At 50.5% G+C, this 15,668-nt stretch carries 16 protein-coding genes and 3 tRNA genes; 6 read left to right on the top strand and 13 right to left on the bottom strand.

Annotated features, from left to right (window positions below; genetic code table 11):
• Positions 1 to 16: 16 nt before the first annotated feature.
• The 6 genes from J5W02_RS09910 to J5W02_RS09935 form a co-directional block, all read right to left on the bottom strand.
• Complete coding sequence (locus J5W02_RS09910) at positions 17 to 445, bottom strand: GtrA family protein (RefSeq protein WP_219965522.1); 429 nt, start codon at positions 443 to 445, stop codon at positions 17 to 19.
• Positions 446 to 609: 164 nt separating this feature from the next.
• The gene (locus tag J5W02_RS09915) at positions 610 to 1,527 is read right to left on the bottom strand and encodes a pseudouridine-5'-phosphate glycosidase (protein ID WP_219965523.1); all 918 of its coding nucleotides are present in this window, start codon (positions 1,525 to 1,527) and stop codon (positions 610 to 612) included.
• Positions 1,508 to 2,614, bottom strand: a complete 1,107-nt coding sequence (locus J5W02_RS09920) for a PfkB family carbohydrate kinase (RefSeq protein WP_219965524.1) — start codon at positions 2,612 to 2,614, stop codon at positions 1,508 to 1,510. Before J5W02_RS09920 ends, J5W02_RS09915 begins: the two co-directional genes overlap by 20 nt.
• Before the next feature lie 277 nt (positions 2,615 to 2,891).
• Positions 2,892 to 3,737 carry a class II fructose-bisphosphate aldolase gene (locus J5W02_RS09925; RefSeq protein ID WP_255575675.1) on the bottom strand — a complete coding sequence of 282 codons (846 nt, stop codon included), beginning with the start codon at positions 3,735 to 3,737 and terminating at the stop codon, positions 2,892 to 2,894.
• A gap of 14 nt (positions 3,738 to 3,751) precedes the next feature.
• On the bottom strand, positions 3,752 to 4,792 hold the full coding sequence (locus J5W02_RS09930) for an SIS domain-containing protein (protein ID WP_219965525.1): 1,041 nt from the start codon (positions 4,790 to 4,792) through the stop codon (positions 3,752 to 3,754).
• Between the two features lie 10 nt (positions 4,793 to 4,802).
• Positions 4,803 to 5,765 carry an N-acetylglucosamine kinase gene (locus tag J5W02_RS09935; RefSeq protein ID WP_219965526.1) on the bottom strand — a complete coding sequence of 321 codons (963 nt, stop codon included), beginning with the start codon at positions 5,763 to 5,765 and terminating at the stop codon, positions 4,803 to 4,805.
• Positions 5,766 to 5,862: 97 nt separating this feature from the next.
• Between J5W02_RS09935 and J5W02_RS09940 the strand changes: the two genes are divergently transcribed.
• Together J5W02_RS09940 and pfkB are read left to right on the top strand one after the other, a co-directional pair.
• The gene (locus J5W02_RS09940; RefSeq protein WP_219965527.1) at positions 5,863 to 6,579 is read left to right on the top strand and encodes a GntR family transcriptional regulator; all 717 of its coding nucleotides are present in this window, start codon (positions 5,863 to 5,865) and stop codon (positions 6,577 to 6,579) included.
• An 18-nt stretch (positions 6,580 to 6,597) separates the two neighbouring features.
• Positions 6,598 to 7,527, top strand: a complete 930-nt coding sequence (gene pfkB / locus J5W02_RS09945; protein WP_219965528.1) for a 1-phosphofructokinase — start codon at positions 6,598 to 6,600, stop codon at positions 7,525 to 7,527.
• A gap of 10 nt (positions 7,528 to 7,537) precedes the next feature.
• Here the strand turns inward: pfkB and J5W02_RS09950 are convergent, their stop codons facing one another.
• The 7 genes from J5W02_RS09950 to agaB all read right to left on the bottom strand — a co-directional run bounded on the left by J5W02_RS09950 (position 7,538) and on the right by agaB (position 13,288).
• A complete protein-coding gene (locus tag J5W02_RS09950) occupies positions 7,538 to 7,807 on the bottom strand; it encodes an HPr family phosphocarrier protein (protein WP_219965529.1) in 270 nt (89 codons plus the stop codon).
• 61 nt (positions 7,808 to 7,868) lie between these two features.
• The gene (ptsP, locus tag J5W02_RS09955; protein ID WP_255575676.1) at positions 7,869 to 9,593 is read right to left on the bottom strand and encodes a phosphoenolpyruvate--protein phosphotransferase; all 1,725 of its coding nucleotides are present in this window, start codon (positions 9,591 to 9,593) and stop codon (positions 7,869 to 7,871) included.
• 39 nt (positions 9,594 to 9,632) lie between these two features.
• Entirely contained in the window at positions 9,633 to 10,058 is a 426-nt protein-coding gene (locus J5W02_RS09960; RefSeq protein WP_219965530.1) for a PTS sugar transporter subunit IIA, read from the bottom strand.
• Positions 10,059 to 10,190: 132 nt separating this feature from the next.
• Positions 10,191 to 10,976 (bottom strand): glucosamine-6-phosphate deaminase, encoded by a 786-nt coding sequence (locus J5W02_RS09965; protein WP_219965531.1) that lies wholly within the window; start codon positions 10,974 to 10,976, stop codon positions 10,191 to 10,193.
• Positions 10,977 to 11,103: 127 nt separating this feature from the next.
• On the bottom strand, positions 11,104 to 11,922 hold the full coding sequence (agaD, locus tag J5W02_RS09970) for a PTS galactosamine transporter subunit IID (protein ID WP_219965532.1): 819 nt from the start codon (positions 11,920 to 11,922) through the stop codon (positions 11,104 to 11,106).
• Positions 11,909 to 12,712 carry a PTS galactosamine transporter subunit IIC gene (gene agaC / locus J5W02_RS09975; protein WP_219965533.1) on the bottom strand — a complete coding sequence of 268 codons (804 nt, stop codon included), beginning with the start codon at positions 12,710 to 12,712 and terminating at the stop codon, positions 11,909 to 11,911. Before agaC ends, agaD begins: the two co-directional genes overlap by 14 nt.
• Before the next feature lie 96 nt (positions 12,713 to 12,808).
• Entirely contained in the window at positions 12,809 to 13,288 is a 480-nt protein-coding gene (gene agaB, locus J5W02_RS09980) for a PTS galactosamine transporter subunit IIB (protein WP_219965534.1), read from the bottom strand.
• A gap of 230 nt (positions 13,289 to 13,518) precedes the next feature.
• Between agaB and J5W02_RS09985 the strand changes: the two genes are divergently transcribed.
• The 4 genes from J5W02_RS09985 to J5W02_RS10000 all read left to right on the top strand — a co-directional run bounded on the left by J5W02_RS09985 (position 13,519) and on the right by J5W02_RS10000 (position 14,981).
• Positions 13,519 to 14,235, top strand: coding sequence for a GntR family transcriptional regulator (locus J5W02_RS09985; RefSeq protein WP_219965535.1), 717 nt, complete (start codon positions 13,519 to 13,521; stop codon positions 14,233 to 14,235).
• A gap of 225 nt (positions 14,236 to 14,460) precedes the next feature.
• A tRNA-Pro gene (locus J5W02_RS09990) sits at positions 14,461 to 14,537 on the top strand.
• Between the two features lie 248 nt (positions 14,538 to 14,785).
• Positions 14,786 to 14,861: transfer RNA gene (locus tag J5W02_RS09995), tRNA-Thr, on the top strand.
• Between the two features lie 34 nt (positions 14,862 to 14,895).
• A tRNA-Tyr gene (locus J5W02_RS10000) sits at positions 14,896 to 14,981 on the top strand.
• The last annotated feature ends 687 nt before the right edge of the window (positions 14,982 to 15,668 follow it).

Raw genomic sequence — 15,668 nt, forward strand, 5'->3', positions numbered from 1 at the left:
CGCTGGCTGCGCTCCATTATTTTTTAAAGATAATCATTTTGCTTAGCACATAATTCATAATGACCACAATCACGTTCATAATGATTTTTGCCAGCCAGTCGTTCCAGACCAGCACATTCACCATGAGCAGCATTCCGAGAGAATCCACGCCAAGCGACAGCAGGCGCGCGCCCACAAAGGTGGAAAGCTCCCGCCAAAAAAGCTTTGCGGCGAAGCTTTTGCTGCGGAACACAAACAGCTTGTTCGTAATAAACGCAAAAGCCACCGAAAGAACCCAGGCAATCGTATTTGCCGTCAGCACATCCCACTGAGCGTTCCAGTGAATCACCGGGCGCAACAGTCCGTAGCTCACCACATTGACGACCGTGGTAAGAACACCGAAAATAATGTAGGAGATCATTTCGGGCGTTGTCAGAAAGCGCCACAGCTTTTTTAGCTTATCCAAAGTAACACCGCCATTTACTGAGTATTATTATAGTTTACCATTGAACGGCAAGGCTTTCAAGTACTTATCCTGTGGTTTATGAAAAATGAAATGACAAAAGCAGAATAAAATGCGCTCTGCACGGACAAACGGTCCGTACAGAGCGCAATCGTTTCATTCAGAATTTACTGCAGCTTCGCAAGCTCCACGGCAAGGTTCGCGCCGACCACAGCGTTGTTGTATACCAGCTGAATATTGGAATCCAGACTGTCGCCGCCGGTGATCTCCTTGATCTTGGCAAGCAGATAGGGGGTGGTGTCCTTGCCTTTGATCCCTTCGCGCGCAGCGTCGGCCAAAGCCTCGTCTATGGCCTTGTCGATCACCGCTTTGTCCATCTGATACTGTTCCGGAATTGGGTTTGCAATTACCAGACCGCCGTTGATGCCCATTTCCCATTTGACCTTGACCGCCTGTGCCAGCTCTTTTTCAGAGTCGATACGGTAGTCAACCTTATATCCGCTTTTTCTGGTATAGAAGGCGGGCAGTTCGTCCGTGCCGAAACCGACGACGGGTACGCCGCGTGTCTCCAGATATTCCAGCGTCAGCTTCAGGTCAAGGATGGATTTCGCGCCCGCGCAGATCACCGCCACATTGGTTCTTGCCAGTTCCTCCAGGTCGGCGGAAATATCAAAAGTTTCCGGTGCGCCGCGGTGTACGCCGCCGATGCCGCCGGTGACGAACACCTTGATTCCCGCCAGCGCCGCCAGAATCATTGTGGTTGCCACCGTTGCCGCGCCGTCGCCTTTTTTGGCAATGATAAAGGGAATGTCCCTTCTGCTGGTCTTGATGACGTTTTTGGCCGTGCCGAGGTGTTCCAGCTCGTCGTCGGTCAGGCCGATTTTAATCTTCCCGCCGATGATCGCAATGGTGGCCGGTTCCGCGCCGTGCTCGCGGACGATTTTCTCCACGTTGCGCGCTGTTTCCACATTCTGCGGATAAGGCATGCCGTGAGATATGATTGTGGACTCCAGAGCGACGACGGGCTTTCCTTCGTCCAGAGCTTTCTGTACGCCGGGGTTGATTTCAAGATAGTCTTTTAACATGGTAGTTTTCCTCCATCAGTATTTTTATATTTTCTACGGACATCTCCGGATTAATTGTGTTTTCATGACTGAGCGCAAGCTTTGAGGCCGCTGCGGACAGCCGGATCGTTTCCACCGGGGAGATTTGGTTCAGGCTGGCATAAACCATTCCGGCCATAAATGCGTCGCCCGCGCCCGTGGCGTTGACCACCTTTGCCTTTTCCGTTTCCAGAATAAACTCATTTTTCCCGTCGCGGTAATAGGTTCCTTTTCCGCCAAGGGAAATTACAACGCGCCTGACACCCTGTTTCAGAAAGTATTCCCCCGATCTGCGCAGGCTTTCTTCGTCGGTAATCGGAATACCGGTTAGCTTTTCCGACTCCAGCCGGTTCGGCTTGATGGTGTGCAGACGGCCGAGAATATTTTTGACCTTGACCGCCTTTGCGGTAGAGACCGTGTCAAGGTAAAAATCCATTTCCGGAAATTCCTGTGTCAGGTACACCAGTGTTTTTTCCGGCAGATTGGTGTCAATCACGCAAAGCTGCGCGCGCTTAATCAGCTGTCTGCGGTTTTCAATAAATTCCGGGCTGATTTTCTCAAGTACGGCCATCTGGGCAATCGCAACCTTCATGTCGCCCTCTTCGTCAAGGATGGAAAGGTAAATGGGAGTGGGGTATTCGTCCGAGATCAGCGAATGTTTCATATCCATTCCGCATTTTCCGGCGGCCTCCAGCAGCCCTCTGCCGTAATCGTCGTTGCCCACCGCGGTAATCAGCCGGGTCTGGATTCCCAGCCTGCTGATATTTTCAGCAATATTTCTGCCGACGCCCCCGTACGAAATCTTGACCGACCCGGGATTGGAGTCGTTCATAACCAGCTGTTCGCCGGGGAAGCCCTGAATGTCGATATTCGCTCCGCCGACCACACAGACATACGGTTCATCGTTTAGAAGATAGCATTTCCCTTTAATGACGCCCTTTTTCATCAGGTTGGTTATGTGCACTGCCACGGAAGAGCGCGTGATGGAGAGCTTTTCAGACAGCTCGTTTTGCGTAATCATCGGATTTTTACGGATCAGTTCAATAATTTCCTGTTCCCTGTTTGTCAAAAGGCCCCCTCCTTTTTATAGCCGCCTTATCACAGGCTATAGCGTTTCCAGTTGATTTTGCAATAAGGTTGTGTTCCTCCCCCGCCGAAGGCGGGGGAGGAACATGTTTTGTTTCGCAAACTGGAATAGAATTGCTGTAAGGATACTGTAAAATTTTATAATCAATTGTTTATACAATAAGCACATGATTATAATAACATGTCAGATACGAATTTGCAACAAAAAAATTTCCCGTCCTAGCTTTTCACTACGACGGGAAAATATAAGAAAAATCAGATTAAGCTTTGCCTGCGCTGCCGCACACTTGAATTTTGGCTTTTACCAGTTCCTTTACGGCAATGCGGGCGGTGCCAAGATATTTCTTGGGGTCAAAGTCGTTGGGATGTTCCGCCATATGCGCTTTGATTGCGTCGGTAAACGCAATGCGCAGCTCAGTGGCAAAGTTGATCTTGGACATTCCCTTTTCAACGCCTTCGCGCAGAGCTTCGTCGGAAAGTCCGGAAGCGCCATGCATGACCAGCGGGATGGAGACAACCTTCTTAATCAGCGTGGCGCGGTTAAAGTCCAGCACCGGTTTTTTTGCGTAAATGCCGTGCGCGGTACCAATCGCGACAGCCAGAGAAGAAATTCCGGTGCGGTTTACAAAGTCCGCCGCCTGATCGGGGTCGGTGTACTGGTTCCCGTCGCTTTCGGTGTCGTCTTCCTTGCCGCCGATTTTTCCCAGCTCGGATTCAACCGGGATGCCGAAATTATCCGCGTAATCGCGTACCTTTTTCGTGACGCAGATGTTTTCTTCATAGGGCAGGGCGGAACCGTCGATCATGACCGACGTGTAGCCGCTGTCAATGCACTGCTTCGCCAGTTCAAAGCTGGCTCCGTGGTCTAGGTGGATCGCCACCGGCACGCTGACGGACTCAGCGGCCGCTTTTGCAAGATTTGCAAAATAGGCGGGCGAGAAGTATTTTAGGGTTGAGGATGTGGTCTGAATAATAACGGGAGCTTTCAGCTCCTCCGCGGCGTTGACAATGGCCCAGACCATTTCGGCGTTTTCCGCGTTAAAGGCGCCGACAGCGTATCCGCCGTCTTTGGCGTCGTTCAGCATTTTTTTGGTAGTTACCAGCATGATTTGACCTCCTGTTATTTCAGTGTAATATAGGCGTCCAGCCCGGTCGGCTCGTCAGGATTTACTCCGCTTGCAAGAGCCTTGGTCAGCGCGATCATCTGCATGGTGTAGATAAACGGAATTCCGTATGTTTCAAAGCGGTGAATGCCGCTAATGGAAATGTGAAGGTCGGAACCGTAAACGTTGCTCTGTTCGGAACCGAAGGTGACCACGGTGCCGTTGTGCTTCTTTACGTCGTCGATCATGTCGCGCTGATAGGAGCTCCCATTGGGCTGTACGGCGAAGATGGTGAGGGTCTTGGTGCTGTTCAGTACCTTGGGGCCGTGACGGTAGTCGAGCATATTGAAGTATTTGCCGCTGATGAGGGAAATTTCGGTGAAGGCAAGCGCGCCTTCCTCCGCAATGCCGCAGAGTACGCCGTCGGCAAGAACGATGACATCTTCAAAGTCCTTTTTACCGATGATTTCCAGTTCCGCACGGTATTTTTCCATGTGGTCCTTGTTCTGGTCAATCGCGGTTTTTACGTCGGCCTTCAGTTCCTCGTCGCCGTAGCAGATTGCGTTCATCAGCAGACCGGCAGTGTACAGATTGGTGACGGAACGGGTCTGGCAGACGCTGTTGTCGTAAGCCCAGGGAAGGACGACGGTCAAATCAGAAAGTGCCTCAAGAGCGCTGTTCTCTTTCATGGTGATGGAAACGACCTTCACGCTGCCGGTTTTTTTCATGTGCTCGACAGCGCGGACGATTTCCGTGGTCGTCCCGGAACGGGACAATACCAGCACAATGCTGTTTTCAATCGTATGGGCGTAGGTTTCTGGGCTGACAAGGTAGTCGCCGCCCGCAAGCGCAACGGCGGAAGTGTCCGGGCGGGTGATGAACAGACGCTCGTTGCTCTTTGAGAGCATATAGCTGGAGCCGCAGCCCAGAAACACGAATTTGCGCTGTGTGTTTTCACGGAAGAAATTTTTGATTTCCTCTTCCTGCTTCAGAATCTGCGCATAGGTTTTATCAAGGGCTTCTTTTGTCGCCATGATTTCCTGTTCTGTTAAATACATCTTGTTTACCTCACTGTCTGTTTTTTAATTTTTGGGCAACCGACGGAAAATCCGCCGGGTTGAACTTAAAGAAGCAAAGGAGCACCGCTCCCATGACCGGGGAAAGCTGCGGCTTGACCAGTCTGCCGCCGAGCGCGTGGATCTGCGCCTCAAAAGGCTTTAAAATCAGATCTCCCGCTTTAAAAAGACCGCCGGAATAGGAAACGGGGAAGCCCGGCTGGAAACTCAGCTGATTCAAAACGCCTTTTACAATCAGCCCCAGCTCCGCGGCGGCGGAGCGGTAGGCCTCTATTGCCTGCGGGTCGCCCTTGACAGCCGCCTTTTCCAGAAGAATCTGCAGGCTTGCCACTTTTTCCCGGTAGGGGAAATACTCGTTAACCATCAGGTCAATCAACTCAAAGTCGTCCGAAAGATGAAATTCCTCACGGATGATGTCGTACAGGGGCCCTCTGGGAAGGCGGTGGTCCGCTTCCTTTGAGAAAAGTTCCACTGTTTTTCTTCCGGTCCAGTAGCAGGAGCCCTCGTCGGAGAAGAACTCCGCCCAGCCGCCGGAACGGGCGGTTTTTCCGCTGCCGTCCTCGCCGAACGCAATGGAACCCGTTCCCGCCACAACGTTGATTCCTTCTTCACACGCGAGGGAACCGGCCCAGCCGACTTCCACATCGTTTGTTATATAAACCTGAACACCGGGGAAACATGCGCAAATCTTTTGTTTCAGCTGCGGATCCATTACGGCGTTTTCCCCCACGCAGGGCAGCCCCATGCTGATGGCGGCCACGTCGCTGAGCGAAACGTTTCCCTTTTCAAGGCATTGTTCCACGCCCGTTCTTATCCTTTCCACAACACAGTCAATTCCATACATCAAATAGGAGGAACCGGCGCAAAGATGTTCCGCAACCGGGTCTCCTTCGCTGTTGCAGAGGGAAAATGCGGTTTTGGTTCCACCGCCGTCCACGCCGAGATAATATTTCATGATTACACCCTCTTTACAAAAACTTGTTATAACATTATAATAAGATTAACAAGAAAGAATGTCAATATACAAAATAGATAAATAAGGATGTGAGAAAATGTTGGATGAAAGCAGTGCAATTCCTCTTTACCGCCAGCTTCAGAATATTTTTCAGAATAATATTGAAAGCGGAGTGTGGCCGGCGGAGGAGAAGCTCCCCACCGAGTCCGAACTTTGCCGGCAGTACGGGGTCAGCCGCATGACGGTCCGTCTGGCGCTCGAGGGGCTGAAGACGAAGGGTCTGATCTACCGGAAGCAGGGCAAAGGTTCCTATATCCTTCAGCCAAAGGTGGAGCAGGAACTGTCGTCCTTCTACAGCTTCGGTAATAATATGCCGGATTTGGGTCATACCGTTACCAATCAGCTGATTTCCTTTGAAAAGGTAACGTCGCAGATTGCGGCGGCGGCGCTCCGGCTGCCGGAACAGGAGGAGCTTTTCTGCGTACAGCGGCTCCGCTGTGCGGACAACGCACCGTTCGCACTTGAAAAATCCTATATTCCCTGCAAAATCTGCCCGAATCTTACCGGCGAACTTGTCATAGAAAAGGGATTGTACAACGCGCTGCATCTTCTGGCGGGAATCACGCCAAACACCGCAAAGGAATCCTTTGAAGCGGTGCTGATGAGTAAAAATCAGGCGGAAACGCTGCAAACAGCGGGCAACCAGCCCGCGCTTCATGTGGAGCGCGTTACCAGCGCCGGCGGTGTTCTTGTGGAGTACTGCGACAGTATCGTCCGCGGCGACCGGCTGAAATACAATATCGTTCTGCGATAAACAAATGGAGAGAATAGCATGATTACTACCGTAACACTGAATACCGCAATCGACCAGCTGTACCGAATGGACTCCTGCCGTACAGGCGGTGTCAACCGGGTGCAGAGCTGCATCAAAACCGCCGGGGGCAAGGGCGTCAATGTGGCCAGAGTCGTTTCCCTCGCGGGGGAAAAGGTCATAGCCGCGGGGATTGTCGGCGGCTTCCACGGAGCTTATTTCAAATCCCTGCTTACGCAGGACGGAATTGAGGGCTGCTTTACCGACTCCGGAGCCGAAACCCGTTGCTGCATCAATGTTCGGGACGAATCCACGGGCGTGCATACGGAATTTTTGGAGCCCGGCGCGGAGCTGACCGAAAAAGCGCTGGAGGACTTTTATCAGACTTATTTGCAGTGTGTGGAGAAAAGCGACGTCATTACAATTTCCGGCAGTGTTCCGGCCGGTACGCCCGCCGATTACTACGGCAGACTGATTTCAGCCGCAAAGAACGCGGGAAAACGCGTGATTCTGGACACCAGCGGCGCCATGCTTCAGGGCAGTATCGCCGCCAAACCGACGATGATAAAGCCAAACGCAGATGAGATCCGCCAGCTGACCGGCATTGCCGCCTCTTCGCACGAAGAACTGATTCAAGCGGCTCAGAAGCTTCACGACGGAGGAATCGGGCTGGTTGTGATTTCCCTTGGCGGGGACGGCGCGCTGGTCGTGTCGGACGAAGGAATCTTTCAGGGCGTATGTCCCAAAATCGACGTGGTCAACACGGTGGGATGCGGCGACAGCATGGTTGCGGGGTTCGCGGTGGGCATGGTGCGGAACTACCCGCTTGAGGAGACCATCCGCTTTGCGCTGTCAGTCGCTTCGGCCAACGCACTGCATGAAAAAACCGGCTTCTTCCGTGAGGACGACCTGAAAAGGCTTTTGTCCGGCACGGTCGTAAACCGGCTTTAATCTGCGGCGGTTATTCGCCGAATTTGGAATCGATCAGCGCAACAAGGGTATCGACGGCTTTTACCTCGTCTTCGCCTTCCGCGGTAATTTCGACCTTCATGCCCTTGCTCAGGCTGAGCGACAGGATCAGGATAATGGATTTTGCGCTGACGGTTTCATCATCGTCCACATTTTTAATCGTGATCTTTGACTTGAACTGAGAAGCGCATTTCACAAAATCCGAAGCCGGACGGGCGTGCAGGCCGGTTTTATTGTTAATAGTCGTCTTTTTGGTATACATGGCGGATACCTCCTTTTTTATTGTTTTCTATTTTTATTTTTGTATTTTTTAAATCAGGGAATCAGAGAAGAATGTCCTTCAGAGCTTCGCTCAAGTACTGTTCCACTTCCTGCGCCGTAGAAAGAGTGAGCACTTTTGCCGCGATTTCCACGGCCTTTTTCATTTCCAGCTCATTGACCAGCTTTCTGGTCTGAGCCACTGAGGAAATGCTCATGCTCAGCTTGCGGACTCCCAGCCCCATCAGAACGGCGGCGCCAAGGCGGTCGCCTCCCAGCTCGCCGCAGACGCAGACGGACTTCCCATTGTCAATAAAGCTCTTCGCGGCAATGTGAATCAGACGGAAAAGAGCGGGATTGTAGCTCTGGTAATACTCGCTGACGGCGGGGTTCAGACGGTCAACGGCCATGGTGTACTGGCAAAGATCGTTGGTTCCGATGCTCGCGAAGTCGACCTCTTTTGCCGCGAAGTCCGCCAAAAGCGCGATGGAGGGAATTTCAATCATAATTCCCAGCTTCACATCGGGTGAAAAGGCGATGCCTTCACCGGTCAGTTCCTCTTTTACCTCAGCAACAAATTGTTTGGCGCGGCGGATGTCGTCCATGCTGGCGACCATGGGGAACATGATCCACAGGTTGCCGTATACGGAAGCGCGGAAAGCGGCGCGCAGCTGTGTGCGGAAAATGTCCGGTCTTTCAAAGCAGAGCCGCAGGGCACGGTTGCCCAAAAACGGGTTTTCTTCGTGCGGCAGGTTCAGACAGTCGAGCTTTTTGTCACCGCCGATGTCCAGCGTGCGCAGGGTAACGGGGCGGTCGCCGAATTTTGTTAGAACCTCACGGTAAATTTCAAACTGTTCTTCTTCCGTGGGCAGAGTGTCCCTGCCCATATAAAGGAATTCCGTACGGAACAGGCCGACGCCGTCGGTGCACTTTGCACCCTCCAGCGACTGCTCGCTGACGGAAGCGAGATTCAGCTCAATATCCACCCGTACTCCGTCGGGAGTAACGGCCTCTTTTTCCATATACTCGTTAATCAGCGCCTGCTGCTGCAGAAAACGGCGGCGCTTTTCGGCGCAGTCCGCAAGCTGTTCTTCAGTCGGGTCGCTGACGACCTGACCGGTCAGCGCGTCGGCAATGATGGTTTCCCCTTGGGAAAAGCTTTTTGTCGCATTTGCCACGCCCAGCACAGCGGGAATCCCGTAGCTTCTGGCAATAATAGCGGAATGAGAAGTGCTGCCGCCGATTTCCGTAACAATAGCCAGAACGTTCTCTCTGTCCAAAGTGGCCGTGTCGGACGGGAGCAGGTCGTGTACCACGATGACCGCGGGTGCGGGAAGGGAAGAGAGGTTCTTTTCCGCAACACCGTTCCACACACGGATCAGGCGCGTTTTTACGTCGCGGATGTCCGACGCGCGCTCCTTGATAAGCGGGTCGGGGGACTTTCCGAGAATACGCGCGTATTTTTCAAAGACCTCGTCGATTGCCCTGTCAGGGGAGTAGCGGTCGCATTCAACCAGCTCGCGGATATCGCCGTCCATTGCCTCGTCGAACAGGATGTCGATATGCGCGGTGAAAATCTTTGCTTTTTCGGGGTCGGAGGTTTCCAAACGGGTACGAATGGCTTTGAGCTCCGACTCTGCGTTCTTTCTTGCGTCTTCATATTTATTCAACGCTTCGCTGACAGCGCTTTCTTCAATCAGAGCTTCGCTGACAGCGGCGGTAAAGGGCTGGTAAAGAAAAACGGGGCCTGCCGCAATTCCTCTTGATACGGGATTGCCGTGATGAATCATATGGTTTGTGCCTCCTTAAAACTTGCCGGAAAGGTTCGGTCAAATCCCGTCTTCCGCAGCGACCGGATGTGGCTTGGGTTTCTTTTTGAACTGTTTAATGCCGACTGAACCCATTTCCATGGCGTTCTGCACGGATTCTTCCATGGTTTCTTTTTCTTCCAGCAGAACGGAAGTAAGCATGGGTAAATTCAATCCGGAAATGACTTCGATTTTTTTGTCCGGAAACTCACTTTTGAGGGTAACGGCGGTTTTGAAGGGAGATCCGCCGGCCAGGTCCACCAGAACCAGAATTTGATCGCCAAGCGATTTCATCGCCTGTTTGAGCTTGTCGGAAAGAGTGTCCACGCTGTCCGATTCTACAAAATCCACGCCCAGATATTTCTCTCTGGGGCCAACAATCAGCTTGGAAGCACTCATCATTCCGGTGGCAAAGCTGCCGTGCCCGGTTACTAATACTCCGATCATCGTACTATTTACTCCTTTTATCAGCAAATCTATCCTGCAGGCAATTTTACACAGCCGCGTGTTCCCAATTGGAGCGGGCCGCTGTGAGTTCCCTGAAACTGCCTGGTTTTTTCTAAAGTAAGGAAAGTCCGCTTACTGAATTTCCGAAGCGGCGTCCCGATCCAGAACCACAACCCCGTTGCTCACAAGCTGCATGACCGTGGCCGGCAGCAGAGGCGTCGGTTTGGTTTGAATGATCTTTTTCACAATTTCCGCCTTGGCTTTTCCGCCCGCCTGCAGGACAACCTGCCTGGCGTCCAAAATGTGGCGGATTCCCAGAGTGACCCCTCTGGACAGGCGAATGGGTTTTGAAAAATATTTTTGCCCTACCGTTTGGGTAACAGGGTCAAGCGTGACAACCTTCGCGTAGCTCTCAAAGGAAGAGCCCGGCTCATTCAGCGCCAAATGGCCGTTCATGCCCAGTCCCAAAAGCATAAAATCTATTCCGTTGCGTTCAAATATAATCCGATCGATTTTCTTACATTCATCTTCCATATCTTTTGCATGAATATCAAATAAATGAATTTTTGAATCTTCAATGTGCAGCGGCCCGTAAAAGTTTTTAAACATAAACGAGGTGCAGTTTTCCGATTCATCATTTAAGTCCAGCCACTCGTCCAATTCTACAAATTCCGCTTTGCTGAAATCCGTTTGCCCTGAATCCGAGCGCTCCTTCAGAATCTGATAGGTTCTGATTGCGGTATTGCCCGCGGCCAGACACAGAAGCAGACCCGGCTTTGCCTTTACAGCTTCGCAGATCAGATCCGCGCAGTGCTGCGACATCGCTTCAAAGTCATCACAAATAATTGTTTTTGGAGGGGTACCTGTGCTTTCCGTGTTTGGGGAAGAGGCTTCTTCCCTTTTATCCTGTAAATTCATTGCTGAATCCTCCGATACTTAGTCATTGGCTCTGTCCGAACAGAGGGCAGGGCCTCCGGTAACCGTTCGACAAGACCATGATAGTGAAATGGGGTACAGAGAACTGTACCCCCAACACTTTTACAAATTAAAGGATACCCAGGAAGGAAAGAAGAATGGCAAGACCGAAAGTACCAGCAATCAGCACAACCGGGCTCATTTTCTTCTTCTTCAGGAAGAAATACATCAACAGGGTATAGCCAAAGGGCAGTATGTTTGGAAAAATCTTATCCACGAAATCTTTTTGAATGGAAACTGTCTTGGAAGCGTTGACTACAATTTCCGGCAGAAGAGAAATATGCACATAAGAGGCAATCAGTCCGCCGATAACGGTTACACCCAGAATGGTGGCAACCTTGGAGATAATTCCAGAGTATTCCCTCAGCGTATCGACAGCCTTCAAACCTAAGTTGTAGCCGGCGTGTGTCCACGCAAGACGGAGAATAAAGATAGTCAGATAAACCGCGAAGAAAAGCAGCGGGCCTACAATGCTGCCGCTCATTGCCATGGAAGCGGTAATACCTGCGATAATAGGCAGAAGGGTGAACCAGAAGATCGCGTCGCCAATGCCGGCGAGCGGTGCGAACAGAGCGACCTTCAAGCCTTTGATGGTGCCTCTGTTTTCCTTCGCTTCTTCCAGGGAAATCAACAGGCCCATCAGGAAGCCGACAAGGTTCGGGTGCGTGTTAATGAACTCGAGGTTGTCTGTCATTGCTTCGGACAGTCCCTCTTTGTCGTCCTTGTAGATTTTCTTCAGACAGCCCATCTGCGCTAGCAAAAAGCCGCCGCTCTGCATTCTTTCATAGTTGAAGCTGGCCTGCAGCAGGGAAGAGCGCCAGCCGAGTTTGGTAATGTCTTTTCTGGTCAGTACTTTCTCAGGAGCTGTGTTCTTATCAGATGCCTTCATTGCCGTCATCTCCCTCTCCGTCAGATGCAACACCGGTTACAACTGCAGTTTTTCTTTTGTTTCTTTCGCTGTTAAACACAATCAGTGCCATTGCCATGCCAATGACGGCGACCGGCAGCAGGTTGGAAAAAGGAATAAAGCTCGCGATGACAAAGCCGATAATCAGGTAAGGAACGAATTCGCCCTTGAGCATAACTTTCAGCAGCATGCCGAAACCGACTGCCGGAAGGATGCCGCCCGCGATTTCAAAGCCGTGGGTCAGCCACTCGGGCATTGCCTTTACCAGAGCCTGCATCGCGTCCTGTGCAACATAGGCGCAGAGGAAGACAACAACGCCGTAGGTAACGGCTACGATTCCCGTTGTGAGCATATTCAAACGTAAAAGACTTTTGCCGTCCGCTTCTTCCGCGTATTTGTCCGCTCTCTTCATGAAGAGAGAGAAGCTGGAGTAGTAGAACAGAATGATATACTGCATCAGGAAGCTGAACGGAAGCGCAAGACCGATTGCCGTTGCAGGGTCCTTTCCTGTGGTGTAGGCGATGACGGTGGTCATAACGCCGGCCAGAACAGGGTTTGGCGGCTGTGTGCCGCCGGCGGGAGTAAGTCCCGCGAAGGCCAGCTCAGTCAGTCCGCCTGCCATAAGGCCCAGCGGGACGTTCCCTAAAATAATACCCGTAAGGGTACAGACGATGATTGGCCGGAAAATAAACAAAGCCTCAAGCCAGAAGTCAACGCCGACTATAATTGCCATAATAGCAAGCGCAATGCCTTGAGCTAAAGTAATTGCCATTAGTTTTTCCCCCTTTATTTTTGTTCCAAAAGTTTCGCCATGCGACCGGAATTGCTGTTTGCTGCCGGTAAGGTTCCCCCTTTCCTCTTCAATGGATTACTTTTTGGGTATGTGCTCTTTGATGTCCCCCGGGACATCCTGAATATAGAGATCTACATTCATTGCCTGAATAGCCTGCAAATCCTCCATGTCTTTATCATTGACATAGACTTTTTTGCTCAGCTGCCGTTTGCCGCTGGTGAAATGCATATTTCCCACGTTGACTTCCTTAATGGGTACGCCACCCTCCAGCAGGGTACGCACAGCCGCCGGCGTCCTGCAAATAATGAAGATTTTTTGGCTGGGAGCAGCTTTGCTGATGATGTCAATCGTTTTCTGCAAAGTAAAGAAACGGATGCCCGCATTGGAAGATTCGGCAGTCATTGCCATCAGCTGCTGCTGTATTTCATCGTGAGCTACGTCGTCATCTGCGACTAAAAGTAAATTGGCACCAAGCGTCATTGTCCAAGTGACCCCCACTTGACCGTGAACCAAGCGGTTGTCGATCCTCGTCAACAGTATGTTTGGATTTCCCACTTAAAATCACCCCTCATTAGTTGTTTCAGATTTGTTAGATAAGTTTTAACATATCATGAACAGAAATACAATAATTATGACTTTTTTTCAACCAGTTCAAAGACAGGTTTCAAATTTCCATGGATACCACTAGTACAATAGGTTTTTTTATGATAGAATAATGCTATGGTTTTTATTTAAAATGACCATGAATGATTTTCCATTCAAAACACGGGAAAGGAGTACACGCAATGCCGAATCTGCCATTGTATCAGGAACTCCACGATCACATTCTAAAGTATATTAACAGCCACGAATACCCCGAAAACGGTCTGCTTCCGTCGGAACGCGACATGTGCCAGATGTACAAAGTCAGCCGGTCAACCGTCAGGCAGGCGCTGGCCCTGCTGGAAGAGGAGCACATGGTCTATACGATTCACGGCATCGGTACTTTCGTAAAACCAAAGGTGTTTGAACAAAATCTCTCTCAATTTTATACCTTTACCGATGATCTGAAAAATAAGAACATCTCGTTCTACAGCCATGTGCTAAGTTATGAGATGCTGATTCCCGGCCGCGGCCTTGCCCTGAAGCTGAGGACGGACAGAAAGGAAACTTACCATAAACTGGTACGCCTTTGCTCTGCCCGCGACTATCCGCTGGTAATAGAAACCACTTATCTGCCGAAAAACCGGTTTGTCCATATCGATGCGGATACGATAGAGAAACAGTCGCTTTACGATTACCTCAGCTCAAAGTACGGGCTGAAGGTAGACCGTGCGACCGAAACCTTTGTCCCGATTCTGCCGGATTCCGAACAGTGCGAGCTTTTGAAAATTTCCCCCAGAATTCCGTGTATCCTGCTGGAGCGCTTCAGCTACGAGGACGACTGTTTGGTGGAATACACCTCCTCTGTGGTGAGGGGCGACAAATATGTTTTTAAAATTGAGCTGAATAATCAGAAGTGATCGTTTGCAGCCGGTGGGTGCCGCCCGCCGGCGCTGCCCCGCGCCAATAAAGTCTGATAATTTTTTCTGAATCCTGCTGTTTTTGCAAATCCACTTGACAACTCCTTGCATATTACATATAATAATAGGGCTGTCTGATGACGCAGGCACAGGTTAATTGCCATTTATAGTTGAAGCCTTTAGCCGCACGGAGCAGGGAATTTCACCGTGCATATTCGTCAGCAACGAGGTGTAACTCAGCTTGGTAGAGTGCTTGGTTTGGGACCAAGATGCCGCAGGTTCGAACCCTGTCACCTCGACCAAAATGGGACCCAACTCATGGAGTTGGGCGCCATTTTTCGTCGCAAGTGGTTGGTAGGCAGAATTTGCCGGTACAGATTCGGAGAAATAGAAAGGCTGTGTGTTCCGTCCGAAAGACGGAGGGCCTCGCGGAACGCGGGTGCAGTGTGCCAATATCCGAACCCTGTCACCTCGACCATTTTCGCATTAATTTTGTTGAATCGCTTGACAAATAGACCATAAGATGATATATTATTCGAGTGCTAAAAATGCTGGCGTAGCTCAGTTGGTAGAGCAGCTGATTTGTAATCAGCAGGTCGGGGGTTCAAGTCCGTCTGCCAGCTCCATTTGTAAATAAGTGAAAACTTGTAAATAAAATATGGGAGAGTTCCCGAGTGGCCAAAGGGGGCAGACTGTAAATCTGTTGCTTTATAGCTTCGATGGTCCGAATCCATCCTCTCCCACCAAGAAGATAGCAGGACAAAAGAATTCTTTTGTCCTTGTTATCATAAAATTAAATGTTTAATGAAAGTTAAATGCTTAATTTTATGATAACTTCTCAGATGTGGGGTAACACACCTGAGAAAGAAATCATAGAACCTAGTACGGCTATATTCAAAAACCATTTGCTAGATGGTAACGGTCATGTTCCATTTAGGTTACTATCAATTCCCTGTTGTCCTCGCCGCCCTACCTGCTAAGGTAGGTACTGACAGATCAAGCTGTCTTTGGCTTCGTGGCACAGCATTACAGCATCAAGGTCACTTGTTTAGAGTTACTTGACTTGCACATTTAAGTGCTGCATCATGGGTTGCACGCAGGGGCGCCTATTTAAGGCTATGATCCAATTTGCTTATAGCGTACTTGTGTAATTGTCAATGAGCGCCAACCTCGCGTGTGACTGCATCGGTCACAAAAGGTACACAATGTTTATCATTGTGGAGAGATGAGAAAAACAAAAGTCTGCACCCTCACTGCAACATAAGGGTACAGACCTTGACATGTATCCGAAATGCGTGTTAAAATAGCAACGCATAAACGGCATTCACAAGTCATAATGGGTCTCGATTACCCTTATGGCGCAAGGCGATTAACTGTTTAGCTGACAGTTTTTCGCCTGTGGATGCTTTTTTGTTCTCCACAGGGAGAATTAT

The organism is Caproiciproducens faecalis (assembly GCF_019448085.1).
GTDB classification, from domain to species: Bacteria; Bacillota; Clostridia; order Oscillospirales; family Acutalibacteraceae; genus Caproiciproducens; species Caproiciproducens faecalis.

What these genes read in the sequence shown, in the direction of transcription:
- J5W02_RS09915 (WP_219965523.1), bottom strand. Translation starts at nt 1,527, where the DNA reads ATGTTAAAAGACTATCTTGAAATCAACCCCGGCGTACAGAAAGCTCTG.
- J5W02_RS09925 (WP_255575675.1), bottom strand. Translation starts at nt 3,737, where the DNA reads ATGCTGGTAACTACCAAAAAAATGCTGAACGACGCCAAAGACGGCGGA.
- J5W02_RS09930 (WP_219965525.1), bottom strand. Translation starts at nt 4,792, where the DNA reads ATGTATTTAACAGAACAGGAAATCATGGCGACAAAAGAAGCCCTTGAT.
- J5W02_RS09935 (WP_219965526.1), bottom strand. Translation starts at nt 5,765, where the DNA reads ATGAAATATTATCTCGGCGTGGACGGCGGTGGAACCAAAACCGCATTT.
- J5W02_RS09940 (WP_219965527.1), top strand. Translation starts at nt 5,863, where the DNA reads ATGTTGGATGAAAGCAGTGCAATTCCTCTTTACCGCCAGCTTCAGAAT.
- pfkB (WP_219965528.1), top strand. Translation starts at nt 6,598, where the DNA reads ATGATTACTACCGTAACACTGAATACCGCAATCGACCAGCTGTACCGA.
- J5W02_RS09950 (WP_219965529.1), bottom strand. Translation starts at nt 7,807, where the DNA reads ATGTATACCAAAAAGACGACTATTAACAATAAAACCGGCCTGCACGCC.
- ptsP (WP_255575676.1), bottom strand. Translation starts at nt 9,593, where the DNA reads ATGATTCATCACGGCAATCCCGTATCAAGAGGAATTGCGGCAGGCCCC.
- J5W02_RS09960 (WP_219965530.1), bottom strand. Translation starts at nt 10,058, where the DNA reads ATGATCGGAGTATTAGTAACCGGGCACGGCAGCTTTGCCACCGGAATG.
- J5W02_RS09965 (WP_219965531.1), bottom strand. Translation starts at nt 10,976, where the DNA reads ATGAATTTACAGGATAAAAGGGAAGAAGCCTCTTCCCCAAACACGGAA.
- agaD (WP_219965532.1), bottom strand. Translation starts at nt 11,922, where the DNA reads ATGAAGGCATCTGATAAGAACACAGCTCCTGAGAAAGTACTGACCAGA.
- agaC (WP_219965533.1), bottom strand. Translation starts at nt 12,712, where the DNA reads ATGGCAATTACTTTAGCTCAAGGCATTGCGCTTGCTATTATGGCAATT.
- J5W02_RS09985 (WP_219965535.1), top strand. Translation starts at nt 13,519, where the DNA reads ATGCCGAATCTGCCATTGTATCAGGAACTCCACGATCACATTCTAAAG.